The organism is Bradyrhizobium sp. JHI2711 (assembly GCF_056156565.1).
Genome location: NZ_JBPZPT010000002.1, coordinates 1,750,939 through 1,769,676 on the forward strand (window position 1 = coordinate 1,750,939; position 18,738 = coordinate 1,769,676).

Genomic DNA, 18,738 nt, shown 5'->3' on the forward strand with positions numbered 1-18,738 from the left:
GCTGTCATTCCGGGACGCGCCCGTTGGCGCGGGCCCGGAATCCATTTCTCTGCCCGTCGCGCTTGGCACGATGGATTCCGGGCTCGATGCTTCGCATCGCCCCGAACTAACCCGCCTTCCTGTGCCTTGCCGTCGACCGGTGCGCCTTCTTCGCGCTGCGGTGCCGTCCGGTCGCGCGCCGCGCGTGCGACTTCGCCGCCGACTTCTTCCCGCCGCGTCCCTTCAGGCTCTGCTTCAGTGCGTCCATCAGGCTGACGACGTTGCTCGGCCGTTCCTCGGGCTCGGGCAGCTCGATCTTCTTGCCGCTGGCCTTGCGCTTCACCAGGGCCTTCAACGCGTCCTCGTATTCGTCCTTGAACTTGCTGGGATCGAAATGCGCCGCCTTGGTCTGCAGGATGTGGCCGGCGAGCTCGACCATGTCCTTGGTGATCTTCGGGCTCTTGATGTCGTCGAAGAACTGGTCCTCCTCGCGCAGCTCGTAAGGGAAGCGCAGCGTGGTGCCGAGCAGGCCCTTGCCGCGCGGCTCGATCGCCATGACGTGCTCGCGATTGGTCAGAACGATCTTAGCGAGCGCCACGCGCTCCTGGTCCTTCATGGCGTCGCGGATCACCGCGAAGGCGTCGACCGCGGCCTTGCCGTCGGGGGCGATGTAGTAGGGGTGGTTGAGGAAGCGCTGGTCGATCTCCTCGCGCGGCACGAAGCTCTCGATGTCGATGGTGTGATTGCTCTCGATCTGGACTGCCTCGAGCTCCTCCGGTTCGATCTCGACGTATTTGCCCTTGCGCACTTCGTAGCCGCGGCCCTTCTGGTCGCTCTCCACGACGTCGCCGGTCTCGGAATCGATCATCTGCTGCTTGAGCCGGTTCCCGGTCTCGCGGTTGATCAGGTGAAACCGCGTCTTCTCGGCCGCGGTGGTCGCCGGATAGAGCACGACCGGGCAACTGACCAGCGACAGCTTCAACGTTCCCTTCCAGTAGGCGCGCGGGGCCATTCCATTCTCCAGCGTTTTCAAGGCGTTTTGGAACCCCAACCGTCCCATCGGGTTTTGGTTCCGGGCGGGACTTTCGCCGTGATAGGCTTCAAGTGCCGAAAGAGAAGCGGGACCGGTCGTGCTGCAAAAACTCTCCACTTACCGACAGAAGCGGGACTTCGAGAAGACGCCGGAGCCATCGGGCAAGACAGCCGTGGCGCCATCGCAGCAGCGGCGCTTCGTGATCCAGAAGCACGATGCGAGCCGGCTGCATTACGATCTCCGGCTCGAATTCGACGGCGTGTTCAAGTCCTGGGCGGTGACGAAGGGGCCTTCGCTCGATCCCCACGACAAGCGGCTTGCCGTCGAAGTCGAGGACCATCCGCTCGACTACGGCGATTTCGAAGGCACGATTCCGGAAGGCCAGTACGGCGGCGGCACCGTGATGTTGTGGGACCGCGGCACCTGGGAATCGGACGATCCGGAAGCCGGCTTCAAGAAAGGCGACCTGAAGTTCACGCTCCATGGCGACAAGCTGCAGGGAAGCTGGGTCTTGGTGCGGATGCGCAACCGCGGCGGCGAGAAGCGGACCAACTGGCTCTTGATCAAGCATCGTGACGAGTATGTCCGCGAAGGCGCGGACAACGATATTCTCGAGCAGGACAAGTCCGTCGCCTCGGGCCGGGCGATGGAACAGATCGCGGAGGGAAAGGGCCGCGCGCCGAAGCCGTTCATGCTGGCGAAGGGGACCAAGGGCAAGGCCGACGCGGTCTGGCAGTCCAACCGCGCGGAAGAGACGAAAGGGCGGACGGTGAAGCCGTCGCCGCGCACCGCGTTGAAGGGCGGCAAAGCGGCGAAGAAAACTGCCGCGACCGCGACGAGGGCTAAGACGGTGTCTGAGATGCCGGATTTCGTTGCGCCGCAGCTCTGCACGCTGGTCGAGCGGCCGCCCGGAGACGAGGGCTGGTGCCACGAAATCAAATTCGACGGCTATCGCGTCCAGCTCCGGGTCGAGGACGGCGAGGCGACGCTGAAGACGCGCAAGGGTCTCGACTGGACCAGCAAGTTCGCCTCCATCGCCGAGGAAGCCGCCGCGCTGCCGGACGTGATGATCGACGGCGAGATCGTCGCGCTCGACCATAACGGCGCGCCGAACTTCTCCTCGCTGCAAGCTGCGCTGTCCGATGGCAAGACCGACGACCTGATCTTCTTCGCCTTCGATCTGCTCTTCGCGGAAGGGCAGGACTACCGTCGGCTGCCGCTTGGGGAGCGCAAGGCGCAGCTCAAGAAGCTGCTGGAAGCGCGCAAGCGGAAATCGACTCAGATCCGCTATGTCGAGCATTTCGAGAGCGGCGGCGATGCCGTGCTGCAATCGGCCTGCAAGCTCGAGCTCGAAGGCGTCGTGTCGAAGAAGCTGAATGCGCCGTATCGTTCGGGGCGCACCGAGAGCTGGGTCAAATCGAAATGCCGCGCCGGCCACGAAGTGGTGATCGGCGGTTACAAGACCACCAACGGCAAATTCCGCTCCCTGATGGCAGGCGTGCAGCGCGGCGATCATCTCGCCTTCGTCGGCATGGTCGGTACCGGCTTTGGCGCTGATAAAGTCAAGCGCATCATGCCGGCGCTGAAGGCGATAGAGAGCAAGGAAAGCCCGTTCGGCGGCAAGAACGCGCCGAAGAAGACGCGGGACGTGCATTGGCTGAAGCCCGAGCTCGTCGCCGAAATCGAGTTCGCGGGCTTCACGGCCGACGGCAATATTCGCCAGGCGGCCTTCAAGGGCTTGCGGCAGGACAAGGCGGCGGAGGAGGTCGAGGCCGAGACGCCCGTCGACACCGAGCTCGCCGAGCCCCGGGCCAGGAAGGCGGCGCGCACCAAGGCGGGCGGGCGAACGAAGCAGACCGCTCAAAATGCCGAGGTCATGGGTGTCGTCATCTCCAAGCCGGACAAGGAGCTCTGGCCGGATGACGGCGATGGTGGCGCCGTCACCAAGCTGGACCTTGCCCGCTACCTCGAAGCCGTCGGCGAATGGATGATCGTGCATCTCAAGGGCCGGCCCTGTTCGCTGATCCGCGCGCCCGACGGAATCAAGGGCGAATGCTTCTTCCAGCGCCATGCGATGCAGGGAACGTCGAACCTTCTTGAGCTCGCGCGGGTCTCCGGTGACCGCAAGCCGTATCTTCAGATCGACCGGATCGAAGGGCTCGCCGCGGTGGCGCAGATCGGCGGCGTCGAGCTGCATCCCTGGAACTGCGCGCCCTATGCCTATGATACCCCGGGCCGCCTGGTGTTCGATCTCGATCCCGCGCCTGACGTGGACTTTCCCGACGTGGTCGAGGCGGCCAAGGAGATGCGGCAGCGGCTCGCCGATATCGGCATGGACAGCTTCTGCAAGACCACGGGCGGCAAGGGCCTGCACGTCGTGGTGCCGCTGCTCCACGGCGCGCGCGACAAGGTGAACTGGAAGGAGGCCAAGGCGTTTGCGCAAGGCGTCTGCCAGTGGATGGCTGACGACGATCCCGAACGCTATCTGCTTAACATGTCGAAGAAGCTGCGCAGGGGAAAGATCTTCCTAGATTATCTGCGCAACGACCGCATGTCGACGGCGGTGGCCCCGTTGTCGCCGCGCGCGCGCGCCGGCGCGACCGTGTCGATGCCGGTCACCTGGGCGCAGGTGAAGAGCGACCTCGATCCCAAGCGCTACACGCTGCGCAGCGTGCCGGGCCTGCTGGCGCGATCGAAGGCATGGGAGGGGTATGAGGATGCAGCCGTGTCAATCAAGGCCGCGATCAAGAAGCTGGCGGGGAAGGTGAAGTAGGTCTGTCGCTGTTGCGGCGAAGGCAGGTCTCGTAGGGTAGGCAAAGCGAAGCGTGCCCACCACCTTCTTTCGTTCGAACGAAGAGGTGGGCACGGCGCGTTCGCCTTTGCCCACCCTACGAAGTCTGCATCTAGATCCTTCCCATCAGGATCAGGATCAGCAGAATGACGATGACAAGCCCGAGGCCGCCGCCGCCGTAATAGCCGGTGCCGTAGAACGGGCCGCCGCCGATGCCGCTGAAGCCGCCGAGCAGGGCGATGATCAAGATGATCAGAATGATCGTGCCGATTGACATACGAATCTCCTCCAGCCCTTCGTAAGAAGGGTCATTGCAAACCTGTCCCGTTGTGCGGGAGCAACTTGCCGTAGGTTGTAAAGTTCCGGCCTTGAAACACGGCCGGGGGATCAACTTGCATGGAACCTTTGCTGGTCGACCCGGCATGATTATGTGACGTCAGTCAGAAGAGGCAGGACCATGTCAGCACCGCTCGTCGTCTCGATTCCGCATCGTCTCGGCCGTGAGGAGGCGGTGCGCCGGCTCAAGACGGGGCTCGGCCGCGCCGCGGCGAGCATTCCGGTGATGCAGGTCGAGGAGGAACGCTGGAGCGGCGACACTATGGCCTTCCGCATCCGCGCGCTCGGCCAGGTCGCGACGGGGCAGGTCGATGTCGGCGACGATCAGGTCCGGGTCGAGGTGGTGCTGCCCTGGCTGCTGCAGCGGTTCGCCGAGATGGCGCAGGCCACGATCAGGAAGCGCGGCCAATTGCTGCTGACCAAGGACGGGGAGAAGTAACTTCAGGCGCGCACGCGTTGCCGCGGCGCCCTGACGGCGTTCGCCGTTCGGGCCGCGATGACCAAGGCAGGACAGTCACGGAAGGCCTGCGCGAGCGGCAAGTCGTTGCCGGCAAGGCCGGGCACGGCATAGCCCGTGATGTCGATGGTGGCGTCGATAGCTTCGGGTGCGGGCCATTCCCGGCCGGCTTGGGTGAACGGCGTGAAATGACGGCCGACGACGACGATCGCGGCGGCGCGGCCATGACGACGCGCGAAGGCGATGACATGGTCGGCATGGGCGCCCCGTACCTCAAGCGGCTGGTAGTCGCCCTGCGCGAAGACGTCGGCCAGCTCGTTGCGCAGCTTGAGCAGATGCCGCGTCCAGGCCAGCTTGAGCTTGCCGTCCGGCCAGCTCTTGATCAGGCCGCTCCAGTCCGGCGCTTCCAGTGATGTCAGCGCCGCGTGGCGTGCGGCGAAGTCGACCGGGCGGCGGTTGTCGGGATCGACCAGCGACAGGTCCCAGAATTCGGTGCCTTGATAGAAGTCCGGCACGCCCGGCAGCGTCGCCTTGAGCGTGAGCTGGCTTAGCGAGTTCAGCGTGCCGAGCAGCGCGACGCGGCGCGCCAGCGTCTGCAAGGCCTGAAGGAATTCCGCGGACTGGTCGGGGTCGAGGATCTTCGCGATGAAATCGCGGATCCCGTTCTCATACGCTTCATGAGGGTTGAGCCAGCTCGTCTCCTCCTTGCCTTCGCGCGCGGCCTTGAGGGCATAGGCCTGGATGCGCTCGATGAAGCCAGCATCGGCCGGCGCTTGAACCGGCCAGACACCGAGCAGGGTCTGGTAGAGCATGTATTCGAACGTCGCCGACGGCGCGCGGAAATTGCCGTGCAGCGTGAGGTGCGGCGCGTTCAGCACCTTCCAGCGCGCCACTGCGCTGGTCCATTCACCGGGAATCTCGCTGAGCGATGCGATGCGCGTGCGCGCATCCTCACCACGCTTGGTGTCGTGGGTGGCGGTTGCGGTCATGCCTTGCGGCCATTCCCTGGCGCGCGCCTGCATGGCCTGGTGGAAGGCGGGAATGCTGAGGCCGGTGCTGGCGGGGTCGCCGCCGACCTCGTTCAGCGCCAGCAGCCGGTGGAATTGATAGAACGCGGTGTCCTCCAGCGACTTTGCCATCATCGGGCCGGTGAATTGCTGCACCTTAAGCGCGAAGCGGCGCACGCGCGGGGCGCTGTGCGGCGGACGGCCCGGTTTGAGCAGGTCCATGGTCAAGGCATCGCGCAGGAAGTCGAAAATGCCTTCGTCGGCGGCGAACCAGTCGCGGCGGGCGCGCGCAATGGTGTCGTCGATCAGCTTGCGGTCCGCTGCGGTCGGGCCACTATGCGTCAGGTAGGTGCGATAGACCGGGAAATGCAACACATAGAGTTCGAGCGCCTGCCGCAGGCTGTCGGCCGAGAAGTCGCGCGTCGAATAATGGCCGTTGGCGATGCGCGCAAGCAGGCGCGTCAGCACGGTGAATTCGCTGGTGAGCAGCGTCTCCAACACGCGCCGCTTGGCGTCCTTGACGTAAGGCACAAGCCGCGGCGACCGGTTGCTGATCTGCCGCCAGGTCTCGTCCAGCGCCTCCAGCCCCCTGGGATCGACCAGCACATGGGTGATGACATTCATCCACTCGTAGCCGGTGGTGCCCTGGACGCCGGCGAAATGCGGCAGGCGTTCGTGCTCGCACAGGATCTTCTCGATCACGGTGTAGAAGGGCTTTGCGTTGCCCTGCGCGTCGCGCACCAAGCGGCGCAATCGCTGGCAATATTGGGCCGGGTCACGCAGGCCGTCGATGTGATCGAGCCGGATTCCCTGCAATTTGCCGTCGGCGATGAGCTGCTTCACCAGCCGGTGCGTGGCGGCAAACGTGCTCGCGTCCTCGACGCGCAGGCCGGCGAGGCCGTTGACGTCGAAGAAGCGGCGATAGTTGATGTCGCTCGAAGCAAGCCGCCAGTGCCCGAGCTTGTAGTGTTGGCGCTCGAGGAGATGATGCAGCGTCAACGTCTGTGCCGGGCGGTCCTTACCGGCGCGATAGGCGGCAAGGCCGCGCTTGATGATGTCGGCGGCGCCTGCGATCTCCTTGAGCTCGGACTTGAAGCCGGGAGCTTCCTTGCGATTGGGGCGCCGCAGCCCTGTGGTGCGGGTCGCGAGCGACAGCAGGCGCTTGCCGGGCTCTGTTTCCGCCGCGTCCGCCTCCTTGACGACAATCCGCAGCATCTCGCCATAGCGCTCCGGCGCGATCGGTAAGCGGTGCTCGAAATACCAGGCGGAAAAAGTCCCTTCGTCCGGGTCGTAGCGCAGCTCGATATCGCCGCGCTCCAGCGCCTCGCCGTAGGACGCGCCGAGGATCGGCAGCAGCACGCCGCCGCGGGCGCGGTAGGCCAGCTGGTCCCAGTCGATGTCGAAGGACGCCGCGTGCGGCGAGGCCTGGCCCCATTCCAGCACGTCGAGCCACCACGGATTGTCGGCAAAATGCACGCCGACATGGTTGGGGACGAAATCGATGATGAGCCCGAGATCGTGCTGCTGAAGCGCCTGGCTCAGCCGCGTAAAGCCGACTTCGCCGCCGAGCTCGGGATTGAACTGGCCGTGATCGACCGTGTCGTAGCCATGGGTCGAGCCTTTGCGGGCCTTCATCACCGGCGAGGCGTAGAGATGCGTGATGCCCAGCGCCTTGAGATAAGGAACGACCGCGGCGGCCTCGTCGAAATCGAAATCCGCGGTGAGCTGGAGCCGGTAGGTCGCGAGCGGAATGGCGGGAGGCATTCTAACCTCCGAGGCGCCAAACCACCGACCAGGGCGTGAGCCGCTCGCCGGCGCCGCCGCCCCAGATCGGCGTGCCCGCGCTGACGCTGGAGGTGATCTCATGATCCGACAGGTTGGCGACAAGACGCAACGTGGTGCCGTCGCCCATGCGCCAATGTGCGGTGACGAGGCCGTTGTCGGCCGCCTCGGCATCACCGAAGCTTGCGCCCTTCAGCCGCGGCACGATCTGCTTGCGACGGACGCCGAGCAACTCCCGCACCAGCGCGAGCCGCGCTTCCTGTTGCGGCGTGCGGCCGGTCCAGTCGAGCACGGCCGATTGCAGCGTTGCCGGATCGAGCGGGTCGGGCACCTCGTCGCCGTATTTCTCGTAAGCCCAGGCATATTCGCGCTTGCGTCCCTTGCGCACGGCATCGGCGAGGCCGCCCTGGAAATCGCAGAAGAACGGGAAGGGGACCGTCGAGCCCCATTCCTCGCCCTGAAACAGCATCGGCACCATCGGCGCGAGCAGGGTGACCGCGAGCGCGGCCTCGATCTGCTGTGGCGATGCCAGGCTTTCCAGCCGCTCGCCCAGCGGGCGATTGCCGATCTGGTCGTGGTTCTGCAGGAAATTGACGAAGGTCGCCGGCGGCAGCTGTCCGCTCGGCTCGCCGCGCGGCTTCTTGCCCCAGAATTCCGAGATCTCGCCCTGATAGACGAAGCCGGAGGCGAGCGCGCGTGCCAGATCCATGCGCGGCGTCTGGTAATCGCCATAGTAGCCGGCATGCTCGCCGGTCAGCATCACGTGCCAGACGTGATGATAGTCATCGTTCCACTGCCCGCGATATTTGCCGTTCGGCGGATCCTGCGCGGCATCGAGCAGGCTGGCGCGGTTGTCGCCGTTCTCCAGCACGAGATGGATGTGACGTCCCGTGGCCTTGGCGAGCTCGCCGGTGGCAACGCTGAGGTCCTGCAGCATGGACTGCTCGCCCGGGACAGCCATGATGTGGTTGGCGGCGTCGAGCCTGAGGCCGTCGAAGCGGTAGTCACCGAGCCAGGACAGCGCGTTCTCCACGGCGAAGGCTCGCACCTGCGGCACGCGATAATCGATCGCGCTGCCCCACGGCGTGTGCGCATCGGTGAAGAAGGTCGGCGCGTAACGGCCGAGGTAGTTTCCTTCCGGTCCGAAATGATTGTAGACGACGTCGAGGAACACCATCAGCCCGCGCAGATGCGCCTCGTCGATCAGCGTCTTCAGGTCTTCGGGCCGGCCATAGGCGCTGTCCGGCGCATACCACAGCACGCCGTCATAGCCCCAGCCGCGGCGTCCTGCGAAATCGGCGAGCGGCATCAATTCCAGCGTATTGATGCCGGTCGCGGCGAGGTGATCGAGCTTGTCGATCATGGCGCGATAGCTGCCTTCGGACGTGAAGGTGCCGACATGGGTCTCGACCAGCACCGTCTCTTCCCAGGGACGGCCGCGCCAATCGCGCGCGCGCCAGACGAAGGCATCGTGATCGATCACCTCGCTCGGGCCGAACACGTCGTCGGGTTGGAAGGCCGAAGCGGGATCCGGCACGTCGATGTCGTCGTCGATCCTGAACTTGTACTTGCTGCTAGATGACAAGCCGGCGATCTCGGCGACGAACCAGCCATCCTGCCGGCGTTGCATCGCGTGCCTGCGGTCGAGCAGGAGATCGACGCGGCGCGCGGCCGGCGTCCACAGCCGGAACGACACGCCGTCCTTGGTCGGCCTCGCCCCGAAGGATGGCCTCATAGCGCGCCTGCGAAGGCGAGCACGGAGCGTGGCGGCGCCTTGCTGTCGCTCCCGGGCAGGAAGTCGATCGTATTCAGCTTGGCATCGGTCGTGTTCAGCAGCTGCTGCCAGCTCTTGTATTCGGTCATTTTGGGCAATTTGAATGCGATCTCTTCGGGAGCGGCGTTCAGTACGATAAAGATCGCAGCCCCACCCGGTTCCATCGGGCCCATCACATAGGAGAGAAACCGCCCATCCGGGAATGTCCAGTCACTCTCCGTCATCTCGTTGCCGGCGGGCGTCAGCCACAATGCGCCGTAGGAGACGCCGTCCTTGGGGCGGCCGTCGAGCCAGCGATGGCTGCGCAACTGTGAGAAACGGCGGCGGATATCGGCGAGATGGGCGACGAAGTCCACCATGTCGTCGCCGTCCTTGCCGAGATTGTCCCAGCCGACCCAGCCGACCTCGTTGTCCTGGCAATAGGCGTTGTTGTTGCCAGATTGCGAGTTGCCGACCTCGTCGCCGGCGAGGATCAGCGGAACGCCCTGGGCCAGCATCAGGCAGGCCAGCACGTTCTTGCGCAGCTGGCGGCGCAGGCTGATGATGCCAGGATCGTCGGTCGGGCCCTCGACGCCGCAATTGTTGCTGTGATTGTCGTTGGAGCCGTCGCGATTGTCCTCGCCGTTGGCCTCGTTGTGCTTCTCGTTGTAGCTGAAGAGGTCGGCGAGCGTGAAGCCGTCGTGGACGGTGATGTGGTTGATGCTGGCGCGCGGCCGCCGTCCGTCGTGGTTGAACAGGTCGGAGGATGCGGTCATGCGGCTCGAGATGTCGCCGATCAGGCTGCCTTCACCGCTCCAGTAGCGGCGCATGGCGCTGCGATAGCGGTCGTTCCATTCCGACCATTGCGAGGGAAAGGCTCCGACCTGGTAGCCACCGAGGCCGAGGTCCCACGGCTCGGCGACGAGCTTGACCGTCGCCAGCACCGGGTCCTGCCGTACCGCGGTCAGGAACGAGCTGCCGCGATCGAAACCGTTCGGCCCGCGCGCCAGCGTGGTGGCAAGGTCGAAGCGGAAGCCGTCGACATGGCAGACCTCGACCCAGTAGCGCAAGGAATCCATCACCATTTGCAGCACGCGCGGATGGGCGAGGTTCACCGACGAGCCGCAGCCGGTGAAGTCGTCGTAATAGCGCGGGTTCTCGCGGTTCAGCCAATAATAGGAGGCGTTGTCGATGCCGCGATAGCACAGCGTCGGACCGAGATGATTTCCCTCGGCGGTGTGGTTGTAGACGACGTCGAGCATCACTTCGATGCCGGCATCGTGCAGCCGCGCCACCGTAGTGCGGAAGGAATCGAGCGCGTTGTCCTGGGCGTAGCGTGGCTCGGGCGCAAAGAACGACAGCGTGTTGTAGCCCCAGTAATTGGCGAGCTTCTTTTCCACCAGGATGCGGTCGTCGACGAAGCTGTGCACCGGCAGCAGCTCGACCGTGGTGACGCCGAGCTTCTTCAGGTGCTCGATCATTGCCGGTGAAGACAAGCCGCCATAGGTGCCGCGCAGATTCGGCGGCACGTCCTCGCGCTTCTGGGTCAGGCCCTTGACGTGGGCCTCGTAGATGATCGTGTCTTCCCAGGGAATATTCGGCCGGATCTCGCGGCGGCCCCAGTTGAAGGTCTCGTCGACCACGACGGCCTTGGGCATGCCGCGCGCATTGTCGCGCCGGTCGAACGACAGGTCCTCGCGCGGGCTTCCGGTGCGGTAGGCGAAATGCGCATCGCTCCAGACCAGGCGCCCGGCAAGCCGCTTGGCGTAGGGGTCGAGCAGCAGCTTGTTGGCGTTGAAGCGATGGCCGTGCTCGGGCTCGTAGGGGCCGTGCACGCGAAAGCCGTAGAGCTGGCCCGGCGCGACGTCGTTGAGATAGCCATGCCAGACGTCCTCGGTCTTTTCGGGCAGCTCGATGCGCTCGAGCTCGCGGCGGCCTTGGGTGTCGAACAGGCAGAGCTCGACCTTCTGCGCGTTGGCGGAGAACAGCGCGAAATTGGTGCCGCGTCCGTCCCAGCTTGCGCCGAGCCGTGCGGGCGATCCGGCAGTCAGGCGCATCGATCAGCTTTCCGGAACAAGAAAGATCGCAGCCAGCGGCGGAATGGTGAGGCGCAGCTCGCCGCCCTCGGCATTGACTTCGCCGACATTACCGACATTGCTGCCGCCGTAATGGGCGGAATCGGAGTTGAGCACTTCCTTCCACTTGCCGCCGAATGGCACGCGAACGCGATAGTTCTGGTAGACGTTGGGCGAGAAGTTGACGATGACGAGACACCGCGCGTGCTCGTCGAAGCCCTTGCGCAGCCAGGCGAAGACGTTGCGGTTGGCATCATCGGTGATCAGCCATTCGAAGCCGGCCTGCTCGCAATCCATCTGGTGCAGCGCCGGAACCGCGCGATAGAGCCGATTGAGGTCGCGGATCAAGGCCTGGACGCCGGAATGGACCTTGTATTCGAGCAGATGCCAGTCGAGCGACTGGTCGTGATTCCATTCGCGGCTCTGCGCGATCTCGGCGCCCATGAACAAGAGCTTCTTGCCGGGATGGCCGAACATGAAGCTGTAATAGGCGCGCAAATTGGCAAAGCGCTGCCACTCGTCGCCGGGCATGCGGCCGAGGATCGAGCGCTTGCCGTGCACGACCTCATCATGCGACAGCGGCAGGATGAAGTTCTCCGAGAACGCATAGTGCAGGCCGAACAGGATCTCGCCGTGGTGATGCTTGCGGTGGATCGGATCCTTGCTGATGTAGTTCAGCGTGTCGTGCATCCAGCCCATGTTCCACTTGTAGCCGAAGCCGAGCCCGCCGAACTCGACCGGGCGCGAGACTTGGGGCCAGGCGGTGGACTCCTCGGCGGCGGTGGTTGCCTGCGGGAAGCGGGCGAACACTTCCGTGTTGAAGCGGCGCAGGAAGTTGATCGCCTCGATGTTCTCCCGCCCGCCATATTGGTTCGGGATCCAGGCGTCGGGCGGCCGGCTGTAGTCGAGATAGAGCATGGAGGCGACCGCATCGACGCGCAGACCGTCGATGGCGTAACGCTCCATCCAGAACAGCGCATTCGACACCAGGAAGTTCGTCACTTCGGTGCGGCCGTAATTGTAGATCAGCGTGCCCCAGTCGAGATGGCGGCCCTGGAGCGGGTTGGCGTGCTCATAGAGCGCGGTGCCGTCGAAATGGCCGAGCCCGTGGGGATCGTCGGGGAAGTGACCCGGCACCCAGTCGAGCAGCACGCCGATGCCTTCGCGGTGGCAGGCATCGATCAGGGCGGCAAAATCCTCGGGGCCGCCGAAACGGCTGGTCGGCGCATAGAGGCCGGTCGGCTGATAGCCCCAGGAACCATCGAACGGATGCTCGTTCACGGGCAGGAATTCGAGATGAGTGAAGCCCATGTCGCGGGCATAGGCCGGCAGCTGCTCGGCCAGCTCGCGATAGGTCAGCCATTCATTGTTGTCCTTGCGCCGCCACGAGCCGAGATGCACCTCGTAGATCGACATCGGCGCCGACAATGCGTTGATGCCTTCAGGCGCCGGGCGCGGTCGCGGCAGGCGCGCTTCGTCGAACACGATCGAGGCCGTCTTCGGCCGCAGCTCGCTGGCAAATGCCATCGGATCGGATTTCAGCGGCAGCAGATGACCATGGGGTCCGACGATTTCGAACTTGTAGTGATCGCCGGCCTTCGCATGCGGGATGAACAATTCCCAATAGCCGTTGCCGCGCACCCGCATCGGATGGCGCCGCCCGTCCCAGAAGTTGAAGTCGCCGACGACGGAGACGCGCCGCGCATTCGGCGCCAGCACCACGAAGCCGATGCCGTCGACGCCTTCGAGCCGCATCGGATGCGCGCCGAGCTTGTCGTAGAGGCGCTGATGGGTGCCTTCGCCGAGCAAATAGAGGTCGAAATCGGTCAGGATCGGCGGAAAACGGTAGGCATCCTCGAACTCGACCACGTCGTTGCCGAACTTCGCGCGCAGCTGGTAGTGCTTCGAGCCGTTGGGCAGGGCGCCGATGAACAGGCCGGAATCGTGGACGCGATCGAGCGGCGCGACCTCGCCGTGGTCGCCGACCGCCTCGACGTTGGTGGCTTCGGGCAGAAACGCGCGGACAACGCTCTTTCCGCCCTCGGGATGCAGCCCGAGATAGTGGAAGGGGTCGGAGTGGCGGCCTTCGATGATCGCGTAGGCTTCTGCAGGCAGTTTAGGCATGGGCTTCGCTCTCGGCACTTGACAGAATGCGAAGCAGTCCGGTCAGCGGCGCATGGAGTCCCTCAGGCCGGCGGGACAGCTCGTACTCTACGTCGTGGAACGCTCGATCCAGCAGGAAAAATCTCAACAGGCCTTCCGCGCAGGACCGATCGTCCGGCCACAGCCTCCGATCGGTCATGGCTTCGCGGTAGGCGGACAGGAAGGTCGCGGTGGCGCGCTCGCGCCATTCGTCGAGGGCGGCCGCGAGCCGGTCCTGCTCGTCGGAAGCACCCGTGAGCGCGCGGCTCAGCGCCACGTTCACAGAAAGGTCGATGGAATGGATCAGGCCGGCGACGTCGCGCGCGGCCGGCGCCTTGCGGCGCTTGTTGGCCAGCGGCACACGCGGATCGCCGTCGAAGTCGATGATGAAGATATCGTCCTTCACGATCAGAGTTTGCCCGAGCCGGAAGTCGCCATGATGACGGATGTTCAACCCGCCGATCTCGGATGGCAAGAGCGCATTGAGGCGGTCGAACAGGTTCGCGCGTGCAGCGATGAGCCGGTCGATCAGGGGCCGGTCCATCTCCCGCAGCCCGTCGCGGCTGTCGGCAAGCAGCTCGAGAATCCGCTCGGCACGCGCCTTGAGGTCGGAGAGCGCAGCCTTGATCTGGGCGGAGTCGATCGGCTCCGGGGCGAGATCGGCGGGCTCTGCCGCGGTGAGAGCGACATGCAGCTCGGCGAGCCGCCGGCCGATCTGCGCGATGAAATGCAGATAGGGCGCCTGCTCCTGGGTTTCGCGCGGCATCTCATCGGCGGGCGCCACGCGCTGCTCGTCGATATAGCGGTCGAGATATCCGGTCGTCACGGTCCAGCCGTCGCCCTGGTTCTCGACATAGGCATGCAGCACGCCGAGCGCGCTGCGCTGGTTGCCGTCGACCAGCTCGACGCTGCCGAGCAGTGCCGGCGTGTTGGCAAAGCGGGCGACCTCGGTGAGATAGTAGCCGATCTCGATCTCGGGGCTGATGCCGCTCTCCAGCCGCCGATAGATCTTGGCAACGTACTTGTTGTCGACCAGCGCGGTACTGTTCGACTGTTCGATGGCGCGGATGCGTTCGGGCTCCTTGATGGTGTAGTCGGCGAAACGGCTGGTCGCCTTGAACTCGAGCCGCAGATTGTTCTCGTCCACGACCAGGTTTTGCGACAGCCCTCGTAAGAACAGACCGATGAAGATCTGCTCGGTCGCGACGTCGAGGAGCGTGCCTTCGCGTGCGCCCTGGCGGACGGCGGCGAGCGCCTTCGGGTTGAAGCGCTCGCGGTCGAAACGCACCCATTCGATCTGCATGGGCATCACGTACCGCGTCGTCACCTCGTCCCGCGTCGTCTCGAAGAACGCGATCCAGGGTCTGTTGTCGCCGATGTCGCTGAACGGTACCGCGGAGGTCAGCGTGGTCCGGATGTGCTTGGGATTGTTCTCGGGATACCAACGCGTCCGTGACAGGAAGCCCGGCAGCACGTCGCGCTCGAACACGCCGCGCTCGCGGGCGAGCGAGACCCAGTTCGAGTTCACCGGCACGACCAGCGTCTCGAATTCCGGCACCGCGCGCGGCACAACCGGCTCGGACTTGTCGCGCTCCTGAAGCTGGAACCAGTAGAAGCCGTAGGGCCCCAGCGTGATCATGTAGGGCAATTCGCCGATCGCGGGAAAGCGTGTGCGGCCGAGCATCTCCTGCGGGATGCGGTCCTTCCACGGCGACAGGTCGAGCTCGGTGGCCTGCGCGGCGCGCGACAGATTGGCGACGCAGAGGATCACCTCGTCGCGGTATTGGCGGACATAGGCGAGCACGGCGCGGTTGGCCGGGCGGATGAAGGTCATGGTGCCGCGGCCGAAGGCGAGCGTCGACTTCCGCACCGAGATCAGCCGCTTGGTGGCGCTGAGCAGCGAGGACAGGCTGCGCGACTGCGCCTCGACGTTCACGGATTCATAGCCGTAGACGGGATCCATGATCAGCGGTGCGTAGAGGCGGGCGGGGTCGCAGCGCGAGAAGCCGCCGTTGCGGTCCGGGCTCCATTGCATCGGGGTGCGGACGCCGTTGCGGTCGCCGAGATAGATGTTGTCGCCCATCCCGATCTCGTCGCCGTAATAGATGATCGGCGTGCCCGGGAACGACAGCAGCAGCGAGTTCATCAGCTCGATCTTGCGCCGGTCGTTGTCCATCAGCGGCGCAAGACGCCGGCGGATGCCGACATTGATGCGCGCGCGGGGATCGTTGGCGTAGGTGGTCCAGAGATAGTCGCGCTCGACGTCGGTGACCATCTCCAGCGTGAGCTCGTCGTGATTGCGCAGGAACAGCGCCCATTGGCAGCTCGCCGGGATATCCGGCGTCTGGCGCAGGATGTCGGTGATCGGGAAGCGGTCTTCCTGGGCGATCGCCATGTAGATGCGCGGCATCAGCGGGAAGTGATAGGCCATGTGGCACTCGTCGCCACGGCCGAAATATTCCTGCACGTCCTCCGGCCATTGATTGGCCTCGGCCAGCAGCAGCTTGCCCTTGGAATACGCGTCCAGCTCCTGGCGCAGGCGCTTGATGATCGCATGCGTCTCGGGCAGGTTTTCGTTCGAGGTGCCCTCGCGCTCGCACAGATAGGGAATCGCATCTAACCGGAAGCCGTCGACGCCGGCATCGAGCCAGCGCTTCATCACCTGGATGATGGCGCTGACAACGCGCGGATTGTCGAAATTGAGATCGGGCTGGTGCGAGAAGAAGCGGTGCCAGTAGAACGCGCCGGCCTCCGGATCCCAGGTCCAGTTCGACTTCTCCGTGTCGGTGAAGATGATACGCGTGCCCTGGTACTTCTGGTCGGTGTCGCTCCAGACGTACCAGTTGCGCGCGCTCGAGCCCGGATGGCTGCGCCGCGCGCGCTTGAACCATTTGTGCTGGTCCGAGGTGTGGTTGACGACGAGCTCGGTGATGACGCGCAGGCCCCGCTTCTGCGCTTCCTGGATGAAGCGCTTGAAATCCTTCATCGTTCCGAAATCGGGATTGACCGCGCCGTAATCGGCGATGTCGTAGCCGTCGTCGCGGCCGGGCGACGGGTAGAACGGCAGCAGCCACAGCGCGGTGACGCCGAGCTCCTGCAGATAGGGCAGCCGCTCGGTCAGGCCGGCGAAGTCGCCGATGCCGTCATTGTTGCTGTCGGCGAAGGCCTTGACGTGGAGCTGGTAGATGATGGCGTCCTTGTACCAGAGCTCATCCACGATCTCGGCAGCCTCAGCCTTCTTGGTGTCGACGGAAGACAGAACATTCATGGCGTGACCCCTTACGCCAGGCAGCGGAACAGAAGTGCCGGATCGCGGTCGGGATCGATGCGCAACTTGATGCCGCCCCATTCGATGCGGGACTGTTCGCCGGTGAGGAGGTTTTCGAGTGCCGTCACATGGTGACGCCGCCCGCCGGCGTCAACTGTGAGATCGCCGAGCGGCAGCCAGCATTCCCGCACGTGGCGCGACAGCGCGATCACGACGACGACAATGTTGGCCGGATCGGCCGCCTCCTTGGCGAAGGCGATCGTCTGGCCGTCCTCGATGGCGAGAAAGCGCAAATTCGCGGTCTGCTGGAGGGCCGCGTTCTCGTTGCGGATGCGGTTGAGCGCGGCGATGTACGATTTGATGTTGCCGGGACGATCCCAGTCCCGCTGCCTGATCTGGTACTTCTCGGAATCCAGATATTCTTCGCGGCCGGGAATGGCCTCATGCTCCAGCAGCTCGAATCCGCTGTAGATGCCGTAATTGCCTGACAGCGTCGCCGCCAGTGCGATCCGCGACTTGAAGGCCCACGCCTCTCCGCTCTGCAGGTGAAAGGGCAACAGGTCAGGCGTGTTGACGAACACGTTCGGACGGTAGAAATCGCGTTCGGGATAGCGCGTCAGCTCGCCGAGATATTGCTCCAGCTCCCATTTTTCCGTGCGCCAGGGGAAATAGGTGAAGGACTGCGCGAAGCCGAGCTTGGCGAGGCCCTTCATCAGCTTTGGCCGTGCATAGGTCTTGGAGAACAGGATCACGTCGGTATGACGGCGGCTTATATCGCGGATCAGCCACTCCCAGAACGCGAGCGGCGCGGTGTCGTGATTGTCGATGGCGAAGATGGTTACACCCTTGTCGATCCAGAACAGCATGGCGTCGCGAAACGCATTCCACAGCCCGACGCGATCGACCGAATTGAAGTCGGGGATAACGATGTCGGAATAGGGGCCGTCCGCCGTCTTCACCGAGCGGTCGGGCCGCCATTTGAACCATTCCGGATGCTGCGTCAGCCAGGGATGATCCGGCGAGCACTGCACCGCGAAGTCCAGCGCAAGCTCGAGCCCGTATTCAAGACATGTGGCGACCAACGCGCGGAAGTCCTCGATCGTGCCGAGCTCCGGATGCAGCGCATCGTGGCCGCCCTCGGCCGAGCCGATCGCATAGGGCGAGCCGGGATCACCTTCACGGGCCACCGGCGCATTGTTGCGGCCCTTGCGGCTGGTCTTGCCGATCGGGTGGATCGGCGTGAAGTAGAGCACGTCAAAGCCCATCGCGGCGATGTCAGGCACGCGCGCGATGCAGTCGCGCAGGGTGCCATGCCGGCCCGGCAATGCGCTCTGGCTGCGCGGCATCATCTGATACCAGGTGCTGAAGCGCGCCTTGTCGCGGTCGGCGGTCAGCGGGAAGAATGGCGAACGCGTCAGGTCCGGCCGCGACTGGCTCTCGGCCATGGCTTCGCCGAGCTCGGTCGCGAGCAGCGAGGTGATGTCGCCGTTCCTCAAGTAATCTTCGCACTGTCTGATGATGATCGCTGCGGCGTCCTGCCGCGCGCCATGCGCCTTGGTCAAAAGGCCGGCGCCCTCGATCGCATCGAGGTTGACATCGGCCCCGGTGCGCCGCTTTCGCGCGGCGGCGTGCGACCATGTAGCGAACTCGTCGGTCCAGGCTTCGATCGCGTAGACATATTGGCCGGGCTCGGGGGGCGTGAACGCGCCGGACCAGCGGTCATTGCCGTGATGGGTCATCGGCTCGCTCCGCCATTCGCGCTCCTGCTCTCCTCGCCAGATCAGCGCGGCTGAGATCACTGCCTCGCCATCGCGGTAGATGTCGGCCCAGACCTCGACCGGCTCGCCCGCGATCCGCTTCACGGCGAAGCGGCCGCCGTCGATAGCGGGATAGACGTCCTCGATCAGGAAAGCGCTGCCGGCCGCGGCACTCTCGACAGTTTGAATTGTCTTGTTCACGGTGATGCCATTGACAAGAAAGCAGGAGCCCGTTTCCCTTGTCGGGAACCCACGCTTGGTACCATGATAGAAAGCCGCTTGTGTGTCATTGGTTCCCTTGGGAACGGCAAGCGCAGTTTGCGAGTTACCCCTGACTAACCTCTTCCGCGATCTCGTT

10 protein-coding genes are annotated in these 18,738 nt (G+C 64.7%); 2 read left to right on the forward strand and 8 right to left on the reverse strand.

Annotated elements, in window-relative coordinates:
* Positions 1–106: 106 nt before the first annotated feature.
* Complete coding sequence (ku, locus tag ACTEK7_RS20835; RefSeq protein WP_036027319.1) at positions 107–991, reverse strand: non-homologous end joining protein Ku; 885 nt, start codon at positions 989–991, stop codon at positions 107–109.
* Positions 992–1,109: 118 nt separating this feature from the next.
* On the opposite strand from ku, the gene ligD reads away from it, so the two are divergent.
* Positions 1,110–3,785, forward strand: a complete 2,676-nt coding sequence (gene ligD / locus ACTEK7_RS20840; protein WP_225146850.1) for a DNA ligase D — start codon at positions 1,110–1,112, stop codon at positions 3,783–3,785.
* Positions 3,786–3,915: 130 nt separating this feature from the next.
* On the opposite strand, the gene ACTEK7_RS20845 is transcribed toward ligD, so the two are convergent.
* Positions 3,916–4,080 (reverse strand): DUF3309 family protein, encoded by a 165-nt coding sequence (locus ACTEK7_RS20845; protein WP_009798696.1) that lies wholly within the window; start codon positions 4,078–4,080, stop codon positions 3,916–3,918.
* Positions 4,081–4,260: 180 nt separating this feature from the next.
* Here ACTEK7_RS20845 and ACTEK7_RS20850 point away from each other — a divergent pair, with 180 nt between their 5' ends.
* Positions 4,261–4,578, forward strand: a complete 318-nt coding sequence (locus ACTEK7_RS20850) for a polyhydroxyalkanoic acid system family protein (RefSeq protein ID WP_036007246.1) — start codon at positions 4,261–4,263, stop codon at positions 4,576–4,578.
* 2 nt (positions 4,579–4,580) lie between these two features.
* On the opposite strand, the gene treY is transcribed toward ACTEK7_RS20850, so the two are convergent.
* From treY to ACTEK7_RS20880, 6 genes are read right to left on the reverse strand one after another with little or no spacing between them, the layout of a single operon-like run.
* On the reverse strand, positions 4,581–7,367 hold the full coding sequence (treY, locus tag ACTEK7_RS20855) for a malto-oligosyltrehalose synthase (RefSeq protein WP_225146851.1): 2,787 nt from the start codon (positions 7,365–7,367) through the stop codon (positions 4,581–4,583).
* A gap of 1 nt (position 7,368) precedes the next feature.
* A complete protein-coding gene (treZ, locus tag ACTEK7_RS20860) occupies positions 7,369–9,120 on the reverse strand; it encodes a malto-oligosyltrehalose trehalohydrolase (protein WP_225146852.1) in 1,752 nt (583 codons plus the stop codon).
* The gene (glgX, locus tag ACTEK7_RS20865) at positions 9,117–11,195 is read right to left on the reverse strand and encodes a glycogen debranching protein GlgX (RefSeq protein WP_225146853.1); all 2,079 of its coding nucleotides are present in this window, start codon (positions 11,193–11,195) and stop codon (positions 9,117–9,119) included. The genes treZ and glgX overlap by 4 nt, the downstream gene beginning before the upstream one ends.
* A 3-nt stretch (positions 11,196–11,198) precedes the next feature.
* Positions 11,199–13,337 carry a 1,4-alpha-glucan branching protein GlgB gene (gene glgB / locus ACTEK7_RS20870; RefSeq protein ID WP_225146854.1) on the reverse strand — a complete coding sequence of 713 codons (2,139 nt, stop codon included), beginning with the start codon at positions 13,335–13,337 and terminating at the stop codon, positions 11,199–11,201.
* The gene (gene treS / locus ACTEK7_RS20875; protein ID WP_225146855.1) at positions 13,330–16,623 is read right to left on the reverse strand and encodes a maltose alpha-D-glucosyltransferase; all 3,294 of its coding nucleotides are present in this window, start codon (positions 16,621–16,623) and stop codon (positions 13,330–13,332) included. Before treS ends, glgB begins: the two co-directional genes overlap by 8 nt.
* A gap of 11 nt (positions 16,624–16,634) precedes the next feature.
* Entirely contained in the window at positions 16,635–18,581 is a 1,947-nt protein-coding gene (locus ACTEK7_RS20880; protein WP_225146856.1) for a maltotransferase domain-containing protein, read from the reverse strand.
* Between the last annotated feature and the right edge of the window lie 157 nt (positions 18,582–18,738).